Annotated in this window: 22 protein-coding genes; 6 read left to right on the forward strand and 16 right to left on the reverse strand. The window is 56.4% G+C overall.

Features of this window, described 5'->3' with window-relative positions:
- Positions 1–252: 252 nt before the first annotated feature.
- Positions 253–1,734, reverse strand: coding sequence for a dipeptide/tripeptide permease DtpA (gene dtpA / locus F3I44_RS06650; RefSeq protein ID WP_150016004.1), 1,482 nt, complete (start codon positions 1,732–1,734; stop codon positions 253–255).
- Between the two features lie 679 nt (positions 1,735–2,413).
- On the opposite strand from dtpA, the gene F3I44_RS06655 reads away from it, so the two are divergent.
- A complete protein-coding gene (locus F3I44_RS06655) occupies positions 2,414–3,109 on the forward strand; it encodes a CTP synthase (RefSeq protein ID WP_150016005.1) in 696 nt (231 codons plus the stop codon).
- A 40-nt stretch (positions 3,110–3,149) separates the two neighbouring features.
- Here the strand turns inward: F3I44_RS06655 and F3I44_RS06660 are convergent, their stop codons facing one another.
- The 12 genes from F3I44_RS06660 to ydgT all read right to left on the reverse strand — a co-directional run bounded on the left by F3I44_RS06660 (position 3,150) and on the right by ydgT (position 14,628).
- Positions 3,150–4,493: an enolase C-terminal domain-like protein gene (locus F3I44_RS06660; protein WP_150016006.1), complete on the reverse strand. Its 1,344-nt coding sequence runs from the start codon at positions 4,491–4,493 to the stop codon at positions 3,150–3,152.
- Entirely contained in the window at positions 4,471–5,814 is a 1,344-nt protein-coding gene (locus F3I44_RS06665; RefSeq protein WP_150016007.1) for an MFS transporter, read from the reverse strand. The genes F3I44_RS06660 and F3I44_RS06665 overlap by 23 nt, the downstream gene beginning before the upstream one ends.
- A gap of 243 nt (positions 5,815–6,057) precedes the next feature.
- The gene (locus tag F3I44_RS06670; RefSeq protein WP_150016008.1) at positions 6,058–6,777 is read right to left on the reverse strand and encodes an HPP family protein; all 720 of its coding nucleotides are present in this window, start codon (positions 6,775–6,777) and stop codon (positions 6,058–6,060) included.
- 204 nt (positions 6,778–6,981) lie between these two features.
- Entirely contained in the window at positions 6,982–7,614 is a 633-nt protein-coding gene (nth, locus tag F3I44_RS06675) for an endonuclease III (protein WP_150016009.1), read from the reverse strand.
- Positions 7,611–8,315, reverse strand: a complete 705-nt coding sequence (locus F3I44_RS06680) for an electron transport complex subunit E (protein WP_150016010.1) — start codon at positions 8,313–8,315, stop codon at positions 7,611–7,613. Before F3I44_RS06680 ends, nth begins: the two co-directional genes overlap by 4 nt.
- Positions 8,308–8,940 carry an electron transport complex subunit RsxG gene (rsxG, locus tag F3I44_RS06685; RefSeq protein WP_150016011.1) on the reverse strand — a complete coding sequence of 211 codons (633 nt, stop codon included), beginning with the start codon at positions 8,938–8,940 and terminating at the stop codon, positions 8,308–8,310. The genes F3I44_RS06680 and rsxG overlap by 8 nt, the downstream gene beginning before the upstream one ends.
- Positions 8,941–8,943: 3 nt before the next feature.
- A complete protein-coding gene (gene rsxD / locus F3I44_RS06690) occupies positions 8,944–10,002 on the reverse strand; it encodes an electron transport complex subunit RsxD (protein ID WP_150016012.1) in 1,059 nt (352 codons plus the stop codon).
- The gene (gene rsxC, locus F3I44_RS06695; RefSeq protein ID WP_150019361.1) at positions 10,003–12,582 is read right to left on the reverse strand and encodes an electron transport complex subunit RsxC; all 2,580 of its coding nucleotides are present in this window, start codon (positions 12,580–12,582) and stop codon (positions 10,003–10,005) included.
- Positions 12,575–13,153 (reverse strand): electron transport complex subunit RsxB, encoded by a 579-nt coding sequence (gene rsxB, locus F3I44_RS06700; protein ID WP_010245386.1) that lies wholly within the window; start codon positions 13,151–13,153, stop codon positions 12,575–12,577. The genes rsxC and rsxB overlap by 8 nt, the downstream gene beginning before the upstream one ends.
- On the reverse strand, positions 13,153–13,734 hold the full coding sequence (rsxA, locus tag F3I44_RS06705; RefSeq protein ID WP_150009952.1) for an electron transport complex subunit RsxA: 582 nt from the start codon (positions 13,732–13,734) through the stop codon (positions 13,153–13,155). Before rsxA ends, rsxB begins: the two co-directional genes overlap by 1 nt.
- Positions 13,735–13,857: 123 nt before the next feature.
- Positions 13,858–14,301, reverse strand: a complete 444-nt coding sequence (locus F3I44_RS06715; protein WP_150009956.1) for a DUF2569 domain-containing protein — start codon at positions 14,299–14,301, stop codon at positions 13,858–13,860.
- 111 nt (positions 14,302–14,412) lie between these two features.
- Positions 14,413–14,628 carry a transcription modulator YdgT gene (gene ydgT, locus F3I44_RS06720; RefSeq protein WP_033782999.1) on the reverse strand — a complete coding sequence of 72 codons (216 nt, stop codon included), beginning with the start codon at positions 14,626–14,628 and terminating at the stop codon, positions 14,413–14,415.
- 683 nt (positions 14,629–15,311) lie between these two features.
- Here ydgT and ytfQ point away from each other — a divergent pair.
- The 4 genes from ytfQ (at position 15,312) to yjfF (ending at position 19,857) form a co-directional block, all read left to right on the forward strand.
- Complete coding sequence (ytfQ, locus tag F3I44_RS06725; RefSeq protein ID WP_150009958.1) at positions 15,312–16,268, forward strand: galactofuranose ABC transporter, galactofuranose-binding protein YtfQ; 957 nt, start codon at positions 15,312–15,314, stop codon at positions 16,266–16,268.
- 76 nt (positions 16,269–16,344) lie between these two features.
- A complete protein-coding gene (locus F3I44_RS06730; RefSeq protein ID WP_150009960.1) occupies positions 16,345–17,865 on the forward strand; it encodes a sugar ABC transporter ATP-binding protein in 1,521 nt (506 codons plus the stop codon).
- Positions 17,858–18,874, forward strand: a complete 1,017-nt coding sequence (gene ytfT, locus F3I44_RS06735; protein WP_150009962.1) for a galactofuranose ABC transporter, ATP-binding protein YtfT — start codon at positions 17,858–17,860, stop codon at positions 18,872–18,874. The genes F3I44_RS06730 and ytfT overlap by 8 nt, the downstream gene beginning before the upstream one ends.
- Positions 18,871–19,857: a galactofuranose ABC transporter, permease protein YjfF gene (gene yjfF / locus F3I44_RS06740; protein ID WP_150009964.1), complete on the forward strand. Its 987-nt coding sequence runs from the start codon at positions 18,871–18,873 to the stop codon at positions 19,855–19,857. Before ytfT ends, yjfF begins: the two co-directional genes overlap by 4 nt.
- A gap of 46 nt (positions 19,858–19,903) precedes the next feature.
- Here the strand turns inward: yjfF and F3I44_RS06745 are convergent, their stop codons facing one another.
- From F3I44_RS06745 to F3I44_RS06755, 3 genes are all read right to left on the reverse strand, one after another.
- A complete protein-coding gene (locus F3I44_RS06745; RefSeq protein WP_150009966.1) occupies positions 19,904–20,368 on the reverse strand; it encodes a GNAT family N-acetyltransferase in 465 nt (154 codons plus the stop codon).
- A gap of 583 nt (positions 20,369–20,951) precedes the next feature.
- Entirely contained in the window at positions 20,952–22,451 is a 1,500-nt protein-coding gene (gene araA, locus F3I44_RS06750) for an L-arabinose isomerase (RefSeq protein ID WP_150009968.1), read from the reverse strand.
- A 203-nt stretch (positions 22,452–22,654) separates the two neighbouring features.
- Positions 22,655–24,358, reverse strand: coding sequence for a ribulokinase (locus tag F3I44_RS06755; protein ID WP_150019362.1), 1,704 nt, complete (start codon positions 24,356–24,358; stop codon positions 22,655–22,657).
- A gap of 365 nt (positions 24,359–24,723) precedes the next feature.
- On the opposite strand from F3I44_RS06755, the gene F3I44_RS06760 reads away from it, so the two are divergent.
- Positions 24,724–25,707, forward strand: coding sequence for an arabinose ABC transporter substrate-binding protein (locus tag F3I44_RS06760; protein ID WP_150009972.1), 984 nt, complete (start codon positions 24,724–24,726; stop codon positions 25,705–25,707).
- Positions 25,708–25,769 lie beyond the last annotated feature (62 nt).

Here is a 25,769-nt window from a genome sequence, read left to right on the forward strand (position 1 = left end):
ACACTTTGGCGTCCAGACTATATGGTATTGACAATGCCACAGCACGTGGGAAGCTTTTTGAAACCTGCTCATGTTGAATTTCCTTATCAGTTGTGGGGACAACAGATGAGGAGTTTGACATGGGCAGATCTTTACAGGCAGAGCCAGAACCGAGGCGATAACCACGTCCATAGGACGTGGTTTTAAGTTGGCAATAAAAAAGCCGGGCAGAGCCCGGCTGATTCGTGTCACGGCCGCAATGACGCCTGCACGTTATTTTTCCGTGTCAGGAGCCTGCGCCATACGGTTCAGCACCGGTGCCGTAATCAGCATCAACAAGGCGATAACGGCGGTCACAATACCGATCTGCTGGAATACACGGCTGTAGGTCGCCAGTGAAATCAGCGGGTCGGTCACGTTTTCAGGCACCGCCATCAGGTTAGCCACTTTACCGGCAATGACCGCCGCGCCTGCGGTGGTCAGGAACCACGCGCCCATGATAAAGCCCATCAGACGCTGAGGCACCAGCTGTGCCACCATCGCCAGGCCAAGACCCGCAATCATCAGCTCACCGATACTCTGCAGTGCGTAGCTCAGGATCAGCCAGTTAACAGAAACGATACCGGCATTGCTGGCAAATTTCGCGCCCATCGGCAGTACCAGGAACGCAGCGGAGCAGAGCACCATACCAAAGGCAAACTTGTGCGGCATAGGCAGCTTATCGCCCAGCTTATTATAGAGCGCAGCCAGCAGCGGGCTGGCCAGCATGATCCAGAACGGGTTCAGTGCCTGGAACTGCTCGGGCGCAAAAGTAATGCCGAGAATCGTGTGTTCAACGTTGCGGATAGCAAAGAAGTTGAGTGATGTTGGCATCTGCATATAGAGCACGAAAAACAGAATCGCTTCGACCATCAGCAGGAAGGCCACAATCATTTTACGACGCGCCGCGCCCTGCAGCGAAAACGTCTCTTTAGCAAACACCAGCACGATACCCAGCGCAATGACCGCCAGCACCAGGCGTGCAATGGCCTGATGATGCAGCATCCAGTTTGCCAGCGCTATCAGCACCACGACGCCCACCAGGGTCATCAGCAGTTTTCCAACCTGTAACGGCTCAAAATCGGGTTTAGAACCATAGTCTTTGACCATGTGTTTGCAGAACAGGAAATTAAACAGAGTAATAACCAGACCGATAACGCACAGCGAGAACGCGACGCTGTAACCATATTTCGCCGCTAACCACGGGGTCAGCATCATCGAAAACAGTGAACCGATGTTGATCGACATATAGAACATGGTGAAGGCACCATCAATGCGCGGATCATCTTTTTCATAGCAGGTGGAGAGCAGCGCAGAGGGATTAGCCTTGAACAGGCCGCTACCCACGGCGATGGTCGCCATACCGAGATAGACGATGCCTGCATGGTGACCGGAGAAGGCCACCAGCGCATAACCCAACGCCAGCACCACTACACCCAGGACGATCACGCGTTTGGTACCCAACACCTTATCGCCGAGCCAGCCACCAATGGCCATCAGTCCATACACCAACGCACTGAAAGAGGAAAACAGAGCAATTGAATCCGATTCGGACATACCAAGCTGTTTGACAAGATAAACCGCGATGATGGCTTGCAGACCATAGAAACCAAAACGTTCCCATAACTCAATTGAGAAAATTAAGTAAAACGCCTTTGGCTGTTTAAACGCATTGAGACTGACGGCCTCATCGGTGTGTTTGTTTGCAGTTGACACATATACCTCAGTTTTTTCATACCCTGTTTCGGGACAGCAATTAAGTCCGCGTCATGTGAGTTTTCATGCGCGAGATTGTTATTAGAAGGGAAAAGCGGCGACTAATTTGGCTGATTACGGGCGGCAGGGCAAGAATTTTCTGACAACCTGCCTGAGCTGATAATCCATGGTTAAAAACCTTATAATAAACTGTTGCCCAGATTTAAATATTGATGACAAAGAGCATATCAGTATAAATCAACTGAATGCGAGTGAGGCGCTGGATGAATTTAACATTAACTGCTAATAGAGGGTAATTCAGATGAAACGTTTGCCGCAGATTTAATCGGCAGCATGTACAGGAAGTTTCAGGCCATTAACCAGGCAATATGACGACAAAGTAAACGTAAGGCGTCTCATCTGGCGGCAAAGCATACAATTCCTGAACGAGAGCATAAACCCGCGATTTAATTCAGAAAGCAAAACAAGAAACCGATTGCGTTGCTGCGCAGGAAAGGTGAAAAGCCTGTGGACAGCATAAACCTGCAAAAAATTTTCCGCTGAAGAAAAGGGGAGCAGGCTGTGATGAAGAGATGATGCTTCCTGTACTGAGTAGCAACATTATGACGCGGCTTTCAGGCTGCTCGACTTAAAATTAACATTCCTGTAACCTCTCAATTTCACCGAGAAGGATCTGTTTATGTCGTCCCCCCTGCGTTTATCTCTGGCTGGTGACTACCGCGCGAATGCGGTTGCCCATCAGGCCATACCTCTTGCTCTTGAACGTGCTGCCCGCTGGCTTAACATAACGGTTGAAGCTGAATGGATTGCCAGCGAAAAACTCGCTGAATCCGACCTCAGGCGCAGTGACGCGGTCTGGGTCGTGCCTGGCAGTCCCTACCATAATGATGAGGCCGTTTTTGACACCATTCGCTGGGCGCGGGAAAGTGGAACGCCTTTCCTGGGCTCCTGCGGGGGATTCCAGTATGCGGTCATCGAGTATGCGCGCAATGTACTGGGCTGGCACGATGCGAGTCATGCCGAAACCGACGCCGGCGGGCGCATGGTCATAGCGCCGCTGAGCTGCTCGCTGGTGGAGCAGCGCGGCGCGGTCAGGTTTGAACCCGGTTCACGTATTGCTGCAGCCTACGGCACGCTGGAGAGCGATGAAGGCTATCACTGTAACTTTGGCGTCAACCCGGAATTCAGTGCGGCGCTGGGCGATAACACGCTGCGCATTACTGCCTGGGATGACGCGGGGGACGTACGCGGTGTGGAGCTGCCGGATCATCCTTTCTTTGTTGCCACCCTGTTCCAGTCAGAACGCGCTGCGCTGCAGGAAAAAGATTCTCCTCTGGTGATTGCCTGGATGCAGGCAGCGCTGGCACAACGCTAAAAAGAGAGCAGCCTGTGACACTGTCACAGGCTGCTGTTCTTCAGCGCAGCAGCGCCGGGCGTTTGGCGTTAAACGACCAGTTTTCAATCAGAAACTGCATGCCCAGCGCATCGTTACGGTTTTTATCCGGCAGCGAAGTGTAGAGTGCGTGTGCCGCTTCGACCCGTTTCATATTCAGGGTAATACCCAGCCCTGGCCCCTCTGGCAGTTCCAGATGCCCATCACGAATCTGCGGCGCATGCTGCGTCAGCTGTTGTCCATCCTGCCAGATCCAGTGCGTATCAAAGGCCGTCAGGCGATCGCCGGGTGCAGCCGCCCCCAGATGCGCCACCATCGCCAGTGAGACATCAAAATGATTGTTTGAATGGCAGCCGGTGGTCAGTCCCCACTCCTGACAGAGCTGTGCCACGGTGTGCGCATGGCGCATCGTCCAGAAGTGCGGATCGGCCAGCGGAATGTCGATAGCATTGAGCTGTAACGCATGCTGCAACTGTCGCCAGTCATTGGCGATCATATTCGTGGCGACCGGAATACCGGTGGCCCGTTTAAACTCGGCCAGCGTTTCCCGGCCGGAATAGCCCTGCTCCGCGCCACAGGGATCTTCCAGATAGGGAATGCGGCCCGCCAGCTGTTTACCATAATAAATGGCTTCATCCAGCGACCAGCTGGCGTTGGGGTCGACCGTTACCCGCGCCTGCGGAAAGCGTTGCAGCAGGGCGTTAACCGTCTCTACCTCCACTTCGCCGTGGTGTACGCCGCCCTTGAGTTTGAAGTCGCGGAAGCCATAGCGTTCCGCGGCGGCCTCAGCCAGCCGCACGACGCTTTGCGCATCCATCGCTTTTTCATGGCGCAGTTGCAGCCAGGCATCACCGCCAGCCTGGCCTGCCTGATAGTTCATGCTGGTCAGGTTGCGGTCGGCGATATAGAACAGATAGCCGAGCACCGGCACACGATCGCGCTGCCTGCCGCTGGCAAGTAAATCGGCAACCGGCAGATTGAGGTGCTGGCCCATCAGATCAAGCAGCGCGGCTTCAATCGCCGCGGCGGCGTTGTAGAACTTTTCCGGGTTCATCTGTGGAATGTGGATGTCATCGGTATGCGCGGTCTGCTGATGGCGTGCATCACTGGCAAACAGCGTGGCGATCGTCGCATTCAGCCGCAGCAGCTCGCTGCCCTCAATCTGCGATTGAAAACGTGCCAGCAGCCCCAGCGTCGAAGCGTGACAGGGACTTTCGCCCACGCCGGTACGGCCTGCGGAATCGGTCAGGATTACCAGGATGCGGGTAAAGTAGCAGTTATGCGCGCCACCAATGTTCAGCAGCATGCTGTCATACCCGGCGACCGGCACCACCCGCATTGTTTTAATGACTGGACTGTCTGACATGGTGATTCTCCATAGGGTCAAGGGACGGCGGGGATGGCCTGCGGCGCAGCAGCAGCCACAGCCCGGTCAGTAGCGAGACGCTGGTCAGGGCATAGAGACCGCCGGTAGTGGAGCCGGTCTTCATCTCCAGATAGCCAAACACCGTCGGTGCGAAAAAGCCGCCAAGATTGCCAACAGAATTCACCAGCGCAATGCCCGGTGCGACAATTGAGGCGGGCAGTTCTCCCTGTGGCATCGGCCAGAAAAAGGTGGCGCTGACTTTAGAACCGATACAGGCCACGATCATCGCCAGGAAACCAAACCACGGGGAACCCAGCGTCGCCATATAGGTGCCACAGGCGGCGACCAGCATGGCGACGCCCAGCGCTTTATCGAGTCTGTCGCGGTGGCGGTCTGAAAAGCGGCTCAGCAGGTTGATGGCGATAATGGCGCATAGCCATGGCACAGCGGTGAGCATCCCGATGCCAAAACTGCTGAAGCCCTGAATGCGCTGAATAATCTGAGGCAGCCAGAACACCAGCGTATAACCGGTCATGGTCATGGTGAAGAAGATTGCGCAGAAGAACAGCAGGCTGCGATTGCGTAACAGCGACATTTTGCCCGGCTCGCGATTAAGCGCGTCACGCTGTGTCTCTTCACTATCCAGTTGCTGTACCAGCGCCTGTTTCTCCGCGTCAGTCAGCCAGCGCGCCTGGTCGGGACGTGATACCAGTACCCAGGCGGCGAGGATCCCGACCAGCACCGAGGCACCGCCTTCGAGAAACATCACCCATTTCCAGCCCGCTATCCCCAGAAAGTTGTGCATCATCAGGATGGCACCCGTGATCGGCCCGGAGAAGAGAAAGGCACCAGCCGTGGCGCTCAGCACCATCGCGGTAGCCCGGCCGCGCCAGGCATTCGGTACCCACTGACGGAAATAGAACAGCACGCCGGGAAAGAAGCCCGCTTCGGCGACGCCAAGTAAGAAGCGCAGCAGGTAAAACTGAATGGGCGAGGTGACGAATCCGGTTAGGATCACCACCAATCCCCAGGTCATCATGATGCGTGTCAGCCAGACACGTGCGCCAAAGCGCTTCATCATCAGATTACTCGGTACTTCAAACAGCGCATAACCAATGAAAAAGAGGCCCGCACCCAGACCAAAGGCGGCGGCGCTGATCCCGGCATCGCTGCGTAGCTCGGCTTTGATAAAACCAATATTGGCACGGTCAATCTGATTAATGATCAGCATGACCACCAGCATCGGGATGATATGGATGAAGAATTTTTTGATGGCGGAGGCGATCAGCTCATCGTGCTGCGGGGACAAGGCGCTATCCATCGTGCTTCCTCATAAGAAACGTAAAGAAGAGCAAAGTGTAGAGCGCGGCTAAGACAGGCTCTATGGGCATCCGCCCTGGACCGGATGGGCGTCCGGCCTGGGCGATTTTGTTATCAAGAGGTTACCGGAAAGGCGAGGCGCAGCGGCTGAGCAAAACTGTGGCAGCGATCAACTTCGTGTGTGTCTTTCGGCCACGCGGAGCGTGCCGGCACGACAGGATAAGGTGGTGTCAGCAGGCAGACTTCAGCCGCTGAACTGGCGGCGTTGCGCAATCTCTTCAGCGCGCAGCAGCAGCGCCTGCAAATCATCTTCGTCAATATCCAGCAGTTCGCCACCCTGTAAAGCCTGATGCAGATCGGCACGCGTCAGCGGGACTGGCATGGCAACCGGCTCGGGTTTAATTTCCTGAGGCGCCAGCGGATGAGGGTAGCGACGACCGGCCAGATTATTTAACAGCAGGGCCAGTAGTGCCAGCGTCAGTGAGTTGAGCAGAATCGGCGTCAGGACAAACTGATAACCCAGCTGCTGCACCGACGGCCCGCCCAGAATAGCGGTCAGGGCCACTGCGCCGCCAGGCGGATGCAGACAGCGCAGCTGGAACATCAGCAGGATCGCCACACAGGCCGCGACGCCGCAGGCGATGGCTGGTTCGGGTATCAGCTGGCTGACGGTGACGCCAGCCAGCGCAGACAGGCTGTTGCCACCGACGATTGCCCACGGCTGCGCCAGCGGACTGGCAGGCAAACCAAAGAGCAGGACGGCTGATGCGCCAACCGGGGCGACAAACCAGAGGTTCAGCTCGCCCAGCATCCAGTGGCTCAGCAGGCTGGTCAGCACCAGGCCAATGCCTGCACCCAGTCCGGCAATCACCACATGTTTTTGACTCACCGCTAGCGGATGTGGCCAGAGTCGCGCCAGAAACAGGCGCAGAGGATGCCTTCCGGCAGAAGGGCTTTTCTTCATTACGTTACTCACCGTGTCATAACTTTTTCTTATCGTCAGGGGCGGCGATTTTCCATCATCAACATCGATGTAACAACCCGACAAACTGTGCCGGTATTCAGGCGCGTCAGATAGCGTGGTGAAAAGGGGGGATCGCGCAGGAGAGGTCATGCAGCGGGCACAGGCAGATAATAAAAAACCCGCCACAGCGGGTCAGGTATCAAATCACTCGACTTTGTCGGGATACTCACAGAGATCTTCAATCAGGCAGGCACCGCAGCGCGGTTTACGCGCCACGCAGGTGTAGCGGCCATGCAGAATCAGCCAGTGGTGACAATCGACCTTGTAGGCGGCCGGAACCACCTTCAGCAGCTTCTGTTCCACCTCTTCGACATTCTTACCTGGCGCAAATTTTGTGCGGTTGCTGACGCGAAATATATGGGTATCAACGGCGATCGTCGGCCAGCCAAAGGCGGTATTGAGCACCACATTGGCAGTTTTACGGCCAACGCCGGGCAGGGCTTCCAGCGCCGCACGATCTTCCGGCACTTCGCCGTTGTGCTGCTCCAGCAGAATGCGGCAGGTCTTAATCACATTCTCCGCTTTGCTATTAAACAGGCCGATGGTTTTGATGTACTCCTTTACGCCATCCACACCCAGCGCCAGCATCGCGGCGGGCGTGTTGGCCACCGGATAGAGCTTCGCGGTGGCTTTGTTCACGCTGACATCGGTCGCCTGCGCCGAGAGCAGCACCGCAATCAGCAGCTCAAACGGCGATCTGAAGTTCAGCTCGGTGGTCGGATGCGGATTGTTCTGCTGCAGCCGATGGAGAATTTCGGTGCGTTTGGTCTGATTCACACTGGCTTCCCGACAACGTTCTGAGGTGCCTCGGTTTCAGCCGCCTGAGCACGCAGCGCTGCACGCTGTTTCATCTTCTGGTCAATCAGATATTTGCCCGCCAGCATCATGCCCAGGCCGATAAACGCGCCAGGCGGCAGCATCGCCAGCAGCATCGGCGAATCGAAATGAACCACTTCGATACGCAGCGATTTCGCCCACGGACCAAGCAGCTGATCGGCACCGTTAAACAACGTGCCGCTGCCGATAATTTCACGTAGCGAACCCAGCACCACCATGGCGCAGGTCGCGCCCATGCCGATGGCAAAACCATCCAGTGCGGCAAGTGGAATGCTGCTCTTAGAGGCGACAGCTTCAGCACGGCCAACCACGATGCAGTTGGTCACAATCAGCGGGATAAAAATCCCCAGCGACTGATAGAGACCGTAGGCATAGGCGTTGATCAGCATCTGCACGCAGCTCACCACCGAGGCGATGATCATGACATAAATCGGGATACGGATTTCCGACGGCACCCAGCGGCGCGAGGCGGAAATAAAACTGTTGGTCAGGGTCAGCACCAGCGTGGTCGCCAGCCCCAGACCGAGCGCATTGGTGGCCGTTGCGGTAACCGCCAGCAGCGGACAGAGGCCCAGCAGCTGTACCAGTGCCGAGTTGTTTTTCCACAGTCCACCAACCAGCAGACTTTTAGCTTCACTCATTTGTGTCTCCACATGCTGGTAACGAAGAGAGTCTCTCCGGAAGCGTTTTCATCAACAGCGCGGTGCGTTTCGTCGCATTGACCACCGCGCGTGGGGTAATGGTGGCACCGGTAAACTGATCGAAGTCGCCGCCATCTTTTTTAACCGCAAAGGCTCTATCCGCCGGACCCTGCACCACTTTGCCATTAAAGCTGTTGATCCAGTCAGAGATGCGCAGTTCGATTTTATCGCCCAGGCCAGGCGTTTCATGGTGTTCAATCACCCGCACGCCCAGTACTTTACCCTGGAAATCAGCACCGACCAGCATCTGGATCGCACCAGAATAGCCGTCAGGCGCGGTTGTCTCCAGTGCAGCCGCGACCGGCTGGCCACCTTTACGCGCCAGGAAAAGATGATGCGGCGCACTGTTGCCCAGTGCTGCATCCGTGACAACGTAACAATCCTGCTGGATGTTATTGTCATAAAGCTCAACAGGCACCACCTGATCCAGCAGATTTTTCTGCTGTAACTGAGTCTGATGCTCTACCGTTGGTTTGGTCACCGTATTGATAACTGCCGTAGCGGCCGTGGTAATCGCAGCGAAAATCGCCAGCGTGACGCCATTTTTGCGAATCGTCTCCAGCATCGCTTAATCCTTCTGATGGCCGTAAACGCGCGGCTGGGTGTAGTAATCGATGAGCGGCACGCAAATGTTGGCCAGCAGCACAGCAAACGCCACGCCGTCAGGATAGCCGCCAAAGCTGCGGATCAGCCAGACCAGCAGTCCGATCAGCGCGCCATACACCAGACGACCTCGATTAGTGGTCGACGCGGTTACCGGGTCGGTGGCAATAAAGAACGCGCCCAGCATGGTGGCCCCGGAGAAAAGGTGAATCAGCGGACTATTCAGTGATTCCGGGGAGAAGAACCAGCCCAGCGTGGCGCAGAATGCCAGTGACAGCAGCATGGCGACCGGGATATGCCAGCGAATCGCACTCTTCCACAGCAGGAACAGGCCGCCCGCCAGATAGCCGACGTTAACCCACTGCCAGCCGAGCCCGGCCAGCACGCCGCTGTAAATCGGCTGCGCCAGCAAATGTTCGGCACTGTGACCGGCACGTAAGCCGGTTTTGAAGGTATCCAGCGGGGTCGCCTGGCTGATGCCATCCACACCCATCTGCAACTGCTGCATGGTATCGCCCGCCAGCGTGTGGCCACGGAACACCATGCTCAGACTGTCCATCAGGCCGGGTTTGATCGCCTGTAACGTGTCAGGCGGCAGCCAGCTGGTCATCTGCACCGGGAAGGAGATCAGCAGCACCACATAACCGACCATCGCCGGATTAAACGGGTTCTGGCCCAGTCCGCCATAGAGCTGTTTGGCAATGACCACCGCAAAGAGGGTACCAATCACCACCAGCCACCAGGGTGCCAGCGGCGGCAGGCTGATACCGATCAGGATGGCGGTCAGCAACGCTGAGTTATCCGCCAGCGTGCTGGCGACAGGCGCTTTGCGCAGACGCAGAATCGCTGCCTCGGTCAGCCAGGCGGTAAGGGTCGCCAGTAAGACCTGCAGAACGGTGCCGTAGCCAAAGAAATAACACTGTGCAGCAAAGCCCGGCACCGCGGCCAGCACCACCAGCAACATGATGTTGCCGGTACTGCGGCGGTTATGGGTATAGGGAGAACTTGCAATACGAAAAGCCATTTAATCCTCAAGCGTCGTAGACGACTGCGCTTTACGCGCTTTGGCACGGGCGATGGCGGCAGCAATAGCGGCCTTGCGCGCATCATCGGGTTGATTCAGTTCAGGTGCCTGTTCAGGTTCAGCATTGGCGTTGTTGGCCTGCTCCTGAGCCTGTTCCGCTTTCTCTACCGCAAAGTGTGCGGCGGTGGCGAGCGCGGCGGCGTCACGTGAAGCGGCATCCGCATCACTTTCAGCCTGCGCGGCTTTCTTCGCTTTGGCGCGGGCGATAGCGGCCTGAACCGCGGCTTTACGCGGATCAGTTTCCACGGCGGCGTCCGGTGCGGCGTCAGTAACGCGCTCCGTTACAGCCGGAGTTGTGGCATCAGCGCCTTCAGCCTGCGCGGCTTTCTTCGCTTTGGCGCGGGCGATAGCGGCCTGAACCGCGGCTTTACGCGGATCAGTTTCCACGGCGGCGTCCGGAGCGGCGTCGGTAACGCGCTCCGTTACCGCCGGAGTTGTGGCATCAGCGCCTTCAGCCTGTGCGGCTTTCTTCGCTTTGGCACGGGCGATAGCGGCCTGAACCGCGGCTTTACGCGGATCGGTTTCCACGGCGGCGTCCGGTGCGGCGTCAGTAACGCTCACCGTTACCGCCGGAGTTATGGCATCAGCGCCTTCAGCCTGTGCGGCTTTCTTCGCTTTGGCGCGGGCGATAGCGGCCTGAACCGCGGCTTTACGCGGATCGGTTTCCACGGCGGCGTCCGGTGCGGCGTCAGTAACGCGCTCCGTTACCGCCGGAGTTGTGGCATCAGCGCCTTCAGCCTGTGCGGCTTTCTTCGCTTTGGCGCGCGCTACAGCGGCCTCGACGGCGGCTTTACGCGGATCGACACTGGCGTCAGCAGCCGTATCAGCCGGTGAAACTTTCTTCGCTTTTGCCCTGGCAATCGCGGCTTCAACCGCCGCTTTACGCGGATCGACTGACTGACGCGTCACCGGCTGAGTTTCAGCCTGCGCCTCGGCCTGACGCAGACGCGCCTGCGCATGGCGGGCTTCACGCTGCGCTTCAAGCGTCGCTTCATCCGGTTCAGCGGTCTGACGGGCTTTCACCCGCGCTTTGGCTGCCGCCAGTTCGCTGGTATCGGTGCGGGCAACACGCTGTTTCGCCTCTTCATGACGCGCTTCACGGGCCTGCTTCTCACGCTCCAGACGCGCCTGACGCGCTTCGAAGCGGGCTTTGGCCTCCAGCGTACGTTTCGCTTCCAGATCGATGGCGCGCAGTTCCGCTTTTTCCTGACGGTAATATTGCACCAGCGGGATATTACTCGGGCAGACATAGGCGCAGGCACCGCATTCGATGCAGTCATCAATATGGTGTGCACGCGCTTTATCGTGATCGCCGCCCTGGCTGTACCAGTAAAGCTGCTGCGGCAGCAGCTTAGCCGGACAGGCGTCGGCACAGGCGGAGCAACGAATGCAGGACTGCTCTTCGTCGTTATTACCCATCTCACTGGAAGAGGGCGCAAGAATACAGTTGGTAATCTTCACCACCGGCACATCCAGCGATGGCAGGGTAAAGCCCATCAGCGGACCGCCCATAATCACCATCTGCCGCGGTGCAGGCGTGAAACCCACCTGATGCAGCAGATGGCTGATTGGCGTGCCAAGACGACTCCAGACGTTACGCGGCTGGGCAATCGCCTCGCCAGTCAGCGTCACCACGCGTTCGGTGATCGGTTCACCATTGATAATCGCCCGCTTAACCGCCCAGGCGGTGCCGACGTTCTGCATCAGTACACCAATATCGGTCGAACGCCCGCCATGTGGCACTTCCATGCCGGTCAGAATGCGGGTCAACTGCTTGGCACCGCCGGAAGGATATTTGGTCGGGATCACCCGGATTTGCAGATCGCGCTCGCTACCCAGCGCCTGTTTCAGTGCGGCGATCGCTTCCGGTTTATTATCTTCAATGCCAATCAACACCCGCTCAGCCTGTAATACCCAGGCGAGAATGCGGCTGCCTTCCAGCACTTCGGCGGCATAATCCTGCATCAGGCGATCGTCAGCCGTGATGTAAGGTTCACACTCTGCCGCATTGATAATCAGGGTTTTAACCCCCCGCAGGCCGCCTTTCAGTTTGGTGGCGGTCGGGAAGCCTGCACCGCCCAGACCCGCGATGCCCGCATCATGAATTCGCTGCACGATGTCGGCGCGCGGATGCTGACGGTAGTCTGGCAGCGGATCGAGCGGCATCCAGCGGTCTTCACCATCGGGCGTCAGGAAGATGCAGAGTTCGGACAGACCAGAAGGGTGCGCGGTCATATGCTGACCGATATCCTCAATCACGCCAGAGGTGGGCGCATGGACCGGCAGCATACGGCCGGTACCAAAGGTCAGGGGCTGACCGCGCAGCACCTTATCGCCAGGCGCAACGCAGATCTCACCTTCATGGCCGATATGCTGTTTTAACGGAATAACAAAACGGTCCGGCAATGGCAGTTCGCTGAGCGGCGTGCCGTTGGACTGGGTTTTCATTTCTGGCGGATGAATACCGCCCTGAAAATCCCAGACCTTCTCTTTTTTCAGGAGGTTAAACAGATTAAGCATGAGTTTCTACCGGGATCACCCGTACAGGAATGGTATTCAAATCCCACTTCCAGTTAGCTGGCGTGGTGGCGACCGGACGCATTTCAATACAGTCAGTCGGGCAGGGCGCGACACAGAGATCGCAGCCGGTGCAGACATCGCTCAGCACGGTGTGCATGGCGCGGGTTGCGCCGACAATCGCATCCACCGGACAGGCCTGAATACATTTGGTGCAGCCAATGCAGTTGGCTTCATCGATGAACGCCACGGTGCGCACCGGCTCTTTTGCTGTTTCATCGCCATCAATCGGCTGCGGTTCAACGTTAAGCAGCGCAGCCAGCTTGAGCATGGTTTGCTCCCCGCCCGGCGCGCATTTATTGATTGCTTCTCCGTTGTTACCGACCGCATCGGCATAGGGGCGGCAGCCCGGATAGCCGCACTGACCACACTGGCTCTGTGGCAGAATGGCATCAATCTGCTCAACGATAGGGTCTTCTTCGACCTCAAAACGGCGCGAGGCGTAACCCAGCAGAGCGCCGAACACCAGGCTCAGGGCACTTAATACGGCTACAGCAATCCAGATCGCGGTCATCAGAATTTCACCAGACCGCTGAAGCCCATAAACGCCAGCGCCATCAGGCCTGCGGTAATCAGGGCAATGGAGTTGCCTTTGAACGGGGCAGGCACGTTGGCCAGCACCAGTCGCTCACGCATCCCGGCGAACAACACCATGACCAGCGAGAAGCCGATAGAGGCACTGAATCCATACAGCGCAGCCTGCATAAAGGTGTGGTTAAGGTTAACGCTCAGCAGAGGCACACCCAGCACCGCACAGTTGGTGGTGATCAGCGGCAGGAAGATACCCAGCAGACGATAGAGCGACGGACTGGTTTTACGCACCACCATTTCGGTGAACTGCACGACGACAGCGATCACCAGGATATAGGCCATGGTGCGCAGATAGACCAGATCCAGTGGCAACAGGATCAGGTGGTTGACCAGCCACGCGCAGATAGAGGCCAGCGTAATCACGAACGTCGTGGCGAGGCCCATGCCAATCGCCGTTTCCAGTTTTTTGGAAACGCCCATAAAAGGACAGAGGCCGAGAAACTTCACTAAGACGAAGTTATTCACCAGCACGGTGCCAATAAAGAGAAGCAGATAATCGGTCATTTTTTCGCCTGGGAGCCGGAAAGCGGCTTATTATCATTGATAGCGCGGCGTATCTCAATATCCGCGCCTCCTGCATGGCGGCAGACAGCACTCAGAATTAAATTCCTGACATAACTCACAGCGTTACGGCGCGATAAAGGTGGCTTTAACCCGCTTTGAACGTTTGAAATAGGGCACAAATACCGCCGCCGCAAGCAGTGACAGCAGTAACGTCTGAAGGGCACGGCTATCGGCAACCGGCGTAAAAGCGAAGGTTTTCAGCGCCAGCAGCACGGTGATCAGCAGCCAGAGCAGATAGTGGCGCGGCAAACGGCGGGAGCGCTTAAAGAAAAGCCAGCTGATCCAGAGGCTGTAGGCCCAGACCGCCACGGCGGTAAGCAGCGAAATAGCCCAGTAAGAGAGGAGTGTGCTGCCGTGTGAAAACAGCGCCACACGCCATTCCGGATTAAAGAGAGGGGTCAGATACATCGCCAGCACCAGAACGGTGGTTAACAGGGTCATTATCAGCCAGGCCAGCGGCAGCAAAAGCCAGCCACCAATACGCGGCGCAGCAACCTGTTCATTCATCGTGGTTATTCCTGTCTCGGGGGAGTCGAAGCGCAGCAGGATAACATGTCCAGAGGGGCACGCCCATCCGGACAAGGTCAGAGGTAAAGAGAGCGATTAACCAGCCGGAAATCAGACCACGTAGCGCCACACCGTTTTAGGGACACAGCCAAGATCATATAACCGTCCGCCAGAAACCAGCTCGGCACGACGATGATCGGCAGCCCGATACATATTGATGATTTCCATATCATTTGTAAGGGAGTAGTTAAGGTGATCGAAAAGCTTTTCCAGACTGTCTGAATTATTTACTTTGCGGAATTTAAGCAGGTAATCGTGCGCAGTCATCATTGCCATAACAGATAGAAGTACAAAGGAGTGCTCAGTATAGGGGGCAAGCCAGGGCTGTCCAGATCGAGCTGGTTAAAAAAGACAAAAATCAGACTAAAGCACCTTACCAGCGATTAAAAGTCCAAATCTGCTATTTTTATGGCAGTCAGTGCCAGCCTGCCCGCACGATGATAGTAAATAGGGCATTGGCTCACAGAAATCCCTGCCGGAATGCATCGTTGAACGCGTATTTTAAATATTATTTTACATTCCTTCAGGCCAGCCAATGCATCAACGCCTCCTTTCTGACAATTTCGGGCAGAAGAATTAATCCTTTTTAAACCACGCGCATAGAAACGTTTCGCGCCCATTCAGCACGCGCAAACGACTGTGCGGGCAATCACAAATCCCATTTTTTGTTCAACGCAGGCCGGATAACCCATTTAGTACGCCTGTCTGTAATCGTTTCCAGTGGCGTTAAGCATAAGCGATTCTGTTTATTACAATTATTTAACGAAGATTGTTTTATTACTCAGCCGTTTTATCCATAACGCCGTAGCCAGCGAACCCGTACTGCTGCACGTAAGCCCTTTAAATTGCTCTGTTTTGTGAAGTATGTCGCCATTATGCACGCTTTTTTAGTCCAGTCTAAGCAGGCTCTCTACCCTAAACAGCAAACGCCTTTCAGAGGATTAAAAACTATGTGGAAACGTTTACTTCTGACCACGCTGGTCAGCGCCGCGTTAACCGGACCGGTGCTAGCTGCAGATATGACGGTCGGCTTCTCGCAGGTAGGTTCGGAGTCTGGCTGGCGTTCGGCAGAGACCAGCGTGGCGAAAAGCGAAGCCAAAAAACGCGGAATCACCCTGAAAATCGCCGACGGGCAGCAGAAACAAGAGAATCAGATTAAGGCAGTACGTTCGTTTATAGCGCAGGGCGTTGATGCCATTTTCATCGCGCCAGTCGTACAGACCGGCTGGGAGCCGGTTCTGGAAGAAGCTAAAGACGCCAAAATCCCGGTTTACCTGCTGGACCGCGCCATCGTGGTCAAAGACAAATCGCTCTATCAGGCCGTAGTGACGGCGGACAACGTGCTGGAAGGCAAACTGATTGGCGACTGGCTGGTGAAAACCGTGGGCGACAAGCAGTGTAATGTGGTGGAACTGCAGGGTACCGTCGGTGCCAGCGTCGCGATCGATCGTAAGAAAGGCTTTGCTGAAGCGATCAGCAACCATCCAAACATTAAAGTGATCCGCTCGCAGTCCGGTGACTTTACCCGCAGTAAGGGCAAAGAGGTGATGGAGAGCTTTATCAAGGCTGAGAACAACGGCAAAAACATCTGCATGGTTTACGCGCATAACGATGATATGGCGATCGGTGCTATTCAGGCGATTAAAGAAGCTGGCCTGAAACCGGGCAAAGACATTCTGACCGGCTCGATTGATGGTGTACCGGATATCTATAAAGCGATGCTGGCAGGGGAAGCCAACGCCAACGTAGAGCTGACACCGAACATGGCGGGTCCGGCGTTTGATGCGCTGGAGAAATTCAAAAAAGATGGCACGCTGCCGCCAAAAGTCATCAAGACCGAGTCGAAGCTGTTCCTGCCTGCTGACGCTCAGGCGGAGCTGGATAAGAAAAAGGGTATGGGTTACTGATCCACAGACCCGTCCCAGACCAGCCGCAGACCGCCTCTCGGGGCGGTTTTTCATGACGTAAGGCGGAGTGAGCAGAATGACGACGCAAAATGATACACCGCTGTTATCCATCAGCGGCGTCAGCAAAGGGTTTCCCGGCGTTAAAGCGCTGAGCAATGTTTCCTTTGATATTCGCAAAGGGGAGATCATGGCGCTGCTGGGGGAAAACGGTGCGGGGAAATCGACCCTGATAAAGGTGCTGACCGGTGTTTACAGCCGTGATACCGGGACGATTACCCTCAATGGTGAGCCGATTACCGCGCATAGCACCGCGCAGGCGCAGGAGATGGGCATCGGCACCGTTTATCAGGAAGTGAATATGCTGCCGAACATGTCGGTGGCAGATAACCTCTATATTGGTCGTGAGCCGCGTCGCTTTGGCATGATCGACCGTCGCCGCATGGTGCGTGATGCCGATGCGCTGATGCGGAACTACGGTTTTTCGCTCGATGTGACGCGCCCGCTGGGACACTACTCGGTGGCGATGCAGCAGATTGTTGCCATCTGCCGCGCGGTGGATCTTTCGGCACAGGTGCTGATCCTCGATGAGCCGACAGCCAGCCTGGATGCCAGCGAAGTCGAAATGCTGTTTACCCTGATGGCGCAGCTAAAAGCCAAAGGGATGAGCCTGATTTTTGTGACCCACTTTCTCGACCAGGTGTATCGCATTACTGACCGGATTACCGTGCTGCGTAACGGGCAGTTTATCGCCACCCGTGATACCGCCACGCTGTCGCAGATTGAACTGATTAAGCTGATGCTGGGTCGTGAACTGCTGGAGACGGCATTACAGCGTCAGGGCAGCACGCTGCGCAGTAATCAGCCAGTGGTGTCGTTTGAAGATTACGGCAGGAAGGGCACCATCGAACCCTTTAACCTGGCGGTGCGTCCCGGTGAGGTTGTGGGACTTGCTGGTCTGTTAGGTTCTGGCCGCACAGAGACCGCTGAAGTGCTGTTTGGTATTCGTCGGGCCGATCGCGGAACCGCGAAGATCAAAGGCAAAGTGCAGCGCATTACCAACCCGGCGAAAGCCTCGCAGCTCGGCATGGGATTTTGTCCGGAGGATCGGAAGACGGACGGGATTATTGGCGCAGCCTCCGTTCGCGAAAATATTATTCTGGCGTTGCAGGCGCAGCGCGGCTGGTTAAGGCCGATTAAGAAGCGCGAGCAGCAGGTGATTGCCGATCGTTTTATTAAGAGTCTGGGCATTCGCACGCCGCACGCAGAGCAGCCGGTGGAACTGTTATCGGGCGGCAACCAGCAGAAGGTGCTGTTGTCGCGCTGGCTGGTGACTAAACCGCAGTTTTTGATTCTCGACGAACCGACGCGCGGCATTGATGTAGGCGCACACGCCGAGATTATCCGTTTAATTGAATCCCTATGCGCCGATGGTCTGGCGCTGCTGGTGATCTCCTCTGAACTCGAAGAGCTGGTCGGTTATGCCGATCGGGTGTTGATCATGCGCGATCTGAAGCAGGTGGCCGAAATTCCGCTGGAGCAGCTTTCGGTGGCGTCGATCGTCAATGCTATCGCGGACGGAGGGGCTAAACATGCCTGATTCCTCTATGACAACTGAAAAAATGCCACGTCGTAAGCTGAAGTTCCCGCCAGGGATGCCGCAAATCGCCGCGCTGATGCTGGTGCTGCTGATCGACAGTCTGGTAGCCAGTAACTTTTTTGCTGTACACCTGCAGGATGGCCGTTTGTTCGGCAGCCCGATCGATATTCTTAACCGTGCGGCCCCGGTTGCCCTGCTGGCAATTGGCATGACGCTGGTGATTGCCACCGGCGGTATCGATCTGTCCGTGGGTGCGGTGATGGCGATAGCGGGCGCGACCGCCGCCACACTGACCGTCGCCGGACACGGTGTGCCGTTCATTATTCTCTGTACGCTGGGAACCGGTTTAGCCTGTGGGTTATGGAATGGGGTGCTGGTGGCGCTGCTGCGTATTCAGCCGTTTGTTGCCACGCTGATTCTGATGGTCGCCGGGCGCGGTATCGCTCAGCTGATTACGCAGGGACAGATTGTGACGTTCGACAGTGACAGTCTCGGCTGGTTTGGTAACGGCTCGCTGTGGATGTTGCCGGTGCCGGTCTGGATCACGCTGGTGGTGGCGCTGGCCGTCTGGCTGCTGACGCGCAAGACCGCGCTGGGTCTGTTTATCGAAGCAGTGGGGATTAATCTGCGCGCGGCCCGCAACGCGGGCGTGACCGGCTGGCTGGTGGTGATGTCGACTTATGCGATCAGTGGCGTCTGTGCCGCCGTTGCGGGTCTGATTGTCACGGCGGATATTCGCGGGGCGGATGCCAATAACGCCGGTTTGTGGCTGGAGCTGGATGCGATTCTCGCCGTGGTGATTGGTGGCGCATCGCTGATGGGTGGCCGCTTTAATCTGGTGTTGTCGCTGATTGGCGCGCTGATTATTCAGTCGATGAATACCGGGATTCTGCTCTCCGGCTTCCCGCCGGAGCTGAATCAGGTGGTGAAAGCGGTGGTGGTGATGTGTGTGCTGTTGCTGCAGTCACCGCGGTTTATTGCGATGTTGAAACGGAGACGCCCGACATGATTAAACGTCATCTTCCGCTGATGATCACCTTGCTGGTGTTTGTGGCGGGTTACCTGTTTTGTCTGAGTCAGTTCCCGGGCTTTGCTTCAACCCGGGTCATCTGCAATATCCTGACCGATAACGCCTTCCTCGGGATTATCGCCGTCGGCATGACCTTTGTGATTTTGTCGGGTGGTATCGATCTGTCTGTCGGCGCGGTGATCGCCTTTACCGGCGTTTTTCTGGCGCGGGCAATTGGTGATTTTCATATCGATCCGTTGCTGGCGTTTGCACTGATTCTGTCACTGGGTGCGCTGTTCGGTGCCATGATGGGCTGGCTGATTGATGCCCTGAAGATCCCGGCCTTTATCATTACGCTGGCGGGGATGTTTTTCCTGCGCGGCTGTTCTTATCTGGTGTCCGAGAATTCGATTCCCATCGATCATCCGTTTTACACCCTGCTGTCCAGCCTGGCGTGGAAAGTGCCGGGCGGAGGGCGTCTTAGTCTGCTGGCGGTGATTATGCTGGTGGTGGTGTTGGGCGGGATTATTCTGGCGCACCGCACGCGGTTTGGTAACCGGGTTTACGCCATCGGCGGCAATATGACGTCGGCTCAGTTGATGGGGGTTTCAACCCGAGCCACCACCATTAAGATTTATATGCTTTCCACCACGCTGGCGACGCTGGCGGGCATCGTGTTCTCGATCTATACCTCGGCAGGTTATGCGCTGGCCGGGTTGGGTGTGGAGCTGGATGCAATTGCGTCGGTGGTGATCGGCGGCACGCTGCTGTCGGGTGGTGTGGGGACGGTGCTGGGCACGCTGTTTGGTGTGCTGATTCAGGGGCTGATCCAGACCTGGATTAATTTCGACGGCACGCTGAGTTCGTGGTGGACCAAGATCGCCATCGGGGTCCTGCTGTTTGCGTTTATCGCGTTGCAGCGGTTGCTGACGGTAATCTGGGATCGTCAGCAGAACGCGCCGGTTAAACGCATCCCTACCTGAGTACTGAGTATCCTGGATAAAGGCGGCTCTCAGGAGCCGCCTTTTACTACGCCAGATGCAACACCATCACCGTGACGTCTTCACCCGCTATGTGCCGCTGTTCGACCACCCGCCATCCTGAACGCTGATAGTATGCCTGTTGATCGGGTGTATAGAGCCAGAGCTCGCCAATCTGCTGGTGTTTTGCCCGGGCAATCGCCCGCTGGATCAAGGCTTTCGCCACGCCCTGGCCCCGGAATTTCTTATCCGTCACCACTTCGCCAATCCAGTATTCCCGTGCCGCGATGTCGTCCAGTTCATAACGGATGACGCTACAGGTCGCGATAACCGTTTCGCCGTCCGATGTGGCGACGAGGGTAAATTCTGCCCAGGCGGTCTGATTCCGTTTAGTTAAACGCGTAAGTATAGTGGGCTGATGCGACCATGCAGGAAGATGTGACCATTCGGTGTGCAGCAGTTGTGCGGTTTGTGAGGCGTAGTCAGGATGCTGGTTCAGATCGGCAATTTGCATGGCGCTTTCACCTTGTTTTATCAGGTATGTAGCAATACAGGCTGATGGAGGAAAGTTCAAGATGATGAAAGAGTAGGGTTATAGCAAAGACTAAAACGCTCTTTTGTATGTCCGTAAAAACAATCGCTATGGGATTTGGGTGCAAGGTCAGGAATGGTATGCCTGATCGCAAAGAATTCCCGCATCCATGCGGATCGGCCGCGCCATCCCTGGCGCGGACGCTTTGCTCTTCAGGCATACCATTCCTTCCCGATTGGGCTTAATCATTGCTGTAAAAGGCAGTGCGAAATTGAAAGAGTGGAGTGCACAGTTGCAGCGAAATGGGACTTTCGCAGTAGGGGCTTTTATTACATGCTGAGCTTTTGAATATTCGCAAAAATGCAAAATTAAGGAGGGGATGGCGGGCAGTGGAGTAAAGCGTCCGCCGCATGGATGCGGCGGCAGAGCCTACAGGGATGTATTTACGGCGTCTTTACGCAACGCCCGCCATTTCCGACTGAATTGCACTGATTCTCAACCAAACGGCGCTTTGCCTTTCCTGAAACTATCTTTTAAAGAGTCCTAAAGTGCCAATGATCGCTAATTAACGTTTTAACCGGTAATAAGCTTCATTCCAGCGCAGCGCGTCTTTAAACGCAGGCAAGGTGGTGTGCTCATCAATCACCAGCACTTCGATATCGTTCATCTCACCGTACAGATACATATCGTCGAGCGTCAGCGCCTGACTGAACACCGTATGGTGCGCACCGCCGCCCAGAATCCACGCTTCGGAAGCGGTCGCCAGTGAAGGCTGCGCTTTCCACAGTGCGCGGGCAACCGGCAACTTCGGCAGCGGTTTCGGCTGCTCGATAGCATCTACCACGTTAACCAGCAGACGGAAACGGTCACCCATATCGATTACGCTGGCGTTAACCGCACGGCCCGCTGGCGTGGAGAAAATCATCCGCGCCGGGTCGGCTTTATCGCCAATGCCGAGGAACTGCACATCAATCAACGGTTTCTCTTCAATGGCGATCGACGGACAGACTTCCAGCATGTGTGAGCCAAGCACCAGATCGTTGCCCGGTGAAAAGTGATAGGTGTAATCCTCCATAAATGAAGTACCACCTTTACGGTCGCCAGCCAGCACTTTGAAAATGCGCAGCAGCGCAGCGGTCTTCCAGTCACCTTCGCCGGCGAAACCATAACCCTGACCCATCAGACGCTGAACCGCCAGACCGGGCAACTGCGTCATGCCGTGCAGCGTCTGGAAGTTAGTGGTAAAGGCGTGGCAGCCTTCCGCGTCCAGGAAACGCTTCAGGCCCAGCTCGATGCGCGCGGCATCCAGCACGTTCTGACGTTTTTCGCCGCCAGATGAAGCAACATCGGTAAAGCGATACAGGCTTTCATATTCGTCGATCAGTGCATTCACGTCGCCATCGCTGACGCCATTGATCACCTCAACCAGATCGCCCACGCCCCAGCCATTCACTGAATAGCCGAACTGAATCTGTGCGGCAACCTTATCACCTTCGGTCACGGCCACTTCACGCATGTTGTCGCCAAAACGGGCGACTTTCAGCTGCTGGCTGGCCTGTTTTGCCAGCGCTGCACGCATCCAGTTCCCCAGACGCTGCTGACTGGCGCTGTCTTTCCAGTGACCGGTCACCACGCTGTGCTGGAGGCCCATGCGCGCCCCGATGAAACCGAACTCACGGCCGCCGTGCGCGGTCTGGTTCAGGTTCATAAAGTCCATGTCCATGCTGTCCCATGGGATCTCCGCATTGAACTGGGTATGGAATTGCAGCAGCGGCTTATTCAGCACGCTCAGACCGCCAATCCACATTTTGGCCGGAGAAAAGGTGTGCAGCCAGGTAATGATCCCGACGCACTGCTTGTCATAGTTGGCGTCGCGGCACAGGGCCAGGGCTTCATCCGGTGACTTCACCAGCGGTTTCAACTCCAGATGCACGGGTAAGCCGGCCTGATTCAACCCTTCGACGACCTGACGTGCATTCTGTTCAACCTGGCGTAACGACTCCGGCCCGTAGAGGTGCTGCGTGCCGATGACAAACCACACGCTGTAGTTGTTTGACTGTTCCATAAAACCACTCCTTTACTTTGAGCCGACCTTAGTGGGCTAATTTATTTGTCAGTCTGAACCCGGGCAGTGCTCACACAGGCTGCTTTAGCAACCCGAACGCCCTGAAGTGCGACCCTGAAGGACCGAGCACCGCGAGTAATCCTCACGTACTCCGTGTACGCCTGCTTGTTCCGCGCTGTCCGTGTCCAGACTGCCTGCAACAATTACGCCTGTTGGGCCAGGCGCGTAGCGGAAGCGGGGCGGGCGGCGTATTGCGGTTCTGCCGTCACGCACCATTGTTGATAGCGTTGATAAAGTTGTTGATAGCGGGCGACGCGCGCCGGATCAGGCTGCAGCGTCACGGCAATCGGACTGGCCATGACTTGCTGTGCATCCGGGACGCTGGCGTGAACGCCGGCGGCGACGGCGGCGAAAATGGCTGCACCCAGCGCACAGCACTCGTCAGAAGCGACGATATCCAGTGGCCGGTTCATCACATCGCAGCAGGTCTGCATAATTGCCGGGGATTTCCGCGCGATGCCACCGAGTGTCAGAATGCTCTCTACCGGGATCTGCTGCTGCTCGAAGCACTCCATGATGGCGCGTGCGCCAAACGCGGTTGCCGCGACCAGACCACCAAACAGCGCGGGGGCATCGGTGCCCAGATTCAGGTCAGTAATCACCCCTTTCAGCCGCTGATTGGCGTTTGGCGTGCGCCGACCGTTAAACCAGTCCAGCACCACCGGCAGATGGTCGAGTTGCGGATTGGCAGCCCAGGCCTCGGTCAGATCTTTAATCAGATTCTTTTGCATCTCCGCCAGCTGAGGCTTCAGCTCAGGATGCTGCTGCGCCGCCAGCTGTAACGGCCAGCCCAGTAAACGGCTGAACCAGGCGTAGATATCACCAAAGGCAGACTGACCCGCCTCCAGTCCGATAGCACCTGGCATGACGCTGCCATCGACCTGACCACAGATGCCTTTGATATCGCGATCGCCGACTTTATCTGCGTCAGCAATCAGGATGTCGCAGGTGGATGTGCCGATCACTTTCACCAGGGTATAGGGTTTAGCTCCGCCACCGACTGCGCCCATATGGCAGTCAAACGCGCCACCGGAGAGCGTGACGGTTTGCGTCAGGCCCAGACGCTGTGCCCACTCCGGGCTGAGCGTGCCAACCGGCAGATCGGCGGTCCAGGTATCCCTGAACAGCGGCGAGTCGAGCTGCTGGGTTAACAGCGGGTCGAGTGCATTAAGGAAATCAACATCGGGCAGGCCGTTCCAGTCGCCGTGCCACAGCGCTTTATGCCCGGCCGCACAGCGACCACGGCGCAGCTTATCTGGCGCGGTCGTGCCGCTTAACAGGGCAGGTATCCAATCGCACAGCTCGACCCAGGAGACCGCGGCCTCACGCACTGCCGCATCTTCACGCGACACGTGCAGAATCTTCGCCCAGAACCACTCCGAGGAGTAAATGCCGCCGATATAGCGGCTGTAATCCTGGAAGCGGCCGCTGTGACACAGCTGATTGATCTCTTCTGCTTCTTCTATCGCCGTGTGATCTTTCCACAACACAAACATCGCGTTGGGGTTCTCCGCGAACTCCGGGCGCAGCGCCAGCACGTTGCCGTCGCGGTCAATTGGCGCCGGGGTTGAGCCGGTGCTGTCAACGCCAATGCCGACCACGGCGGCGCGTTGATCGTCGCTCAGTGCATTCAGCACGCCGAGCAGCGCCTGCTCCATCGCGTCGATGTAATCCTGTGGATGGTGACGAAAACGGTTAGTGTGCGGATCGCTGTATAAGCCCTGCTGCCAGCGCGGATAGCTGCACACCGCACTCTGCAGCTCTTTGCCGCGATGACAATCTACGGCCAGCGCACGCACCGAATCACTACCAAAGTCCAGCCCAAGGGTGATGGCTCCAGCACGCATCGGAATCTCCTGTCGTTAGTTAACTCCTGTATCCTGGGTTCGGCGCGCCAAATCAGTTAGTCATGACTGGCTGACAATATGCACTTTCCTGCCATCGGCAGTGATTTTGTGATCCATTGCAAAAGTTAATCTCCGGTTAAATTTGCTGAATATATGGATCATTTTGTCGTGATTTTAAGATGTGATACCGCTCTACATTTTTCTCCGCTAATACCGCTAAAACTAGCCCAGCGTCTGGACAGGCTGACAACACATAGCAACCTAACGCACTGATTTATGGCTGTACCCTCAAAACAAGACCAACTGGTAGCGCTTACACCGATTCGTTATGAGCAGCGAAAAATAACCTGGTACCGGAGAGCATCATGCATAAATTCACTAAAGCATTCGCGGCCATCGGCCTGGCAGCGGTTATGTCACAATCCGCTATCGCCGAGACCATGAAGCTGGGTTTTTTGGTCAAGCAACCCGAGGAACCCTGGTTCCAGACTGAATGGAAATTCGCCGACAAAGCGGGCAAAGATCTTGGCTTTGATGTCATCAAAATTGCCGTGCCGGATGGTGAAAAAACCCTGAATGCCATCGACAGCCTGGCGGCGAATGGCGCGAAAGGTTTTGTTATCTGTACCCCCGATCCGAAACTCGGCTCGGCCATCATGGCGAAAGCACGTGGCTACGGTCTGAAAGTCATCGCCGTGGATGACCAGTTCGTGACTGCCAAAGGCAAGCCAATGGACACCGTGCCGCTGGTGATGATGGCGGCCACCAAAATTGGTGAGCGCCAGGGCCAGGAACTCTATAAAGAGATGCAGAAACGCGGCTGGGATGTGAAAACCACCGGCGTGATGGCGATTACCGCGAATGAACTTGATACCGCACGTCGTCGTACCGGCGGCTCAATGGACGCGATCAAAGCTGCAGGCTTCCCGGCAGCGCAGATCTACCAGGTGCCAACCAAATCTAACGATATCCCAGGCGCGTTTGACGCCGGTAACTCCCTGCTGGTTCAGCATCCTGAAGTTAAACACTGGCTGGTTGTCGGCATGAACGACAATACCGTGCTGGGCGGCGTGCGTGCCACCGAAGGTCAGGGCTTTAAAGCGGCTGACGTCATCGGTATCGGTATCAACGGCGTGGATGCCATCAGTGAACTGTCGAAAGACAAGGCGACCGGCTTCTACGGTTCGCTGCTGCCAAGCCCGGATATCCACGGCTACAAAAGCAGCCAGATGCTCTACAACTGGGTCAGCAAAGGTGAAGATCCACCGAAATTCACCGAAGTCACCGATGTGGTGCTGATCACCCGTGACAACTTCAAAACTGAGCTGGCGAAAAAAGGACTGATGTAACTCTGAGCCTGTCGGGCTGTCCGCAGCCTGGCATCCTTAATAGCCGATTTCGCGCCGCCCGC

The sequence above is a fragment of the Pantoea sp. F_5 genome (assembly GCF_008631595.1).
Taxonomy (GTDB): Bacteria; Pseudomonadota; Gammaproteobacteria; order Enterobacterales; family Enterobacteriaceae; genus Pantoea; species Pantoea gossypiicola.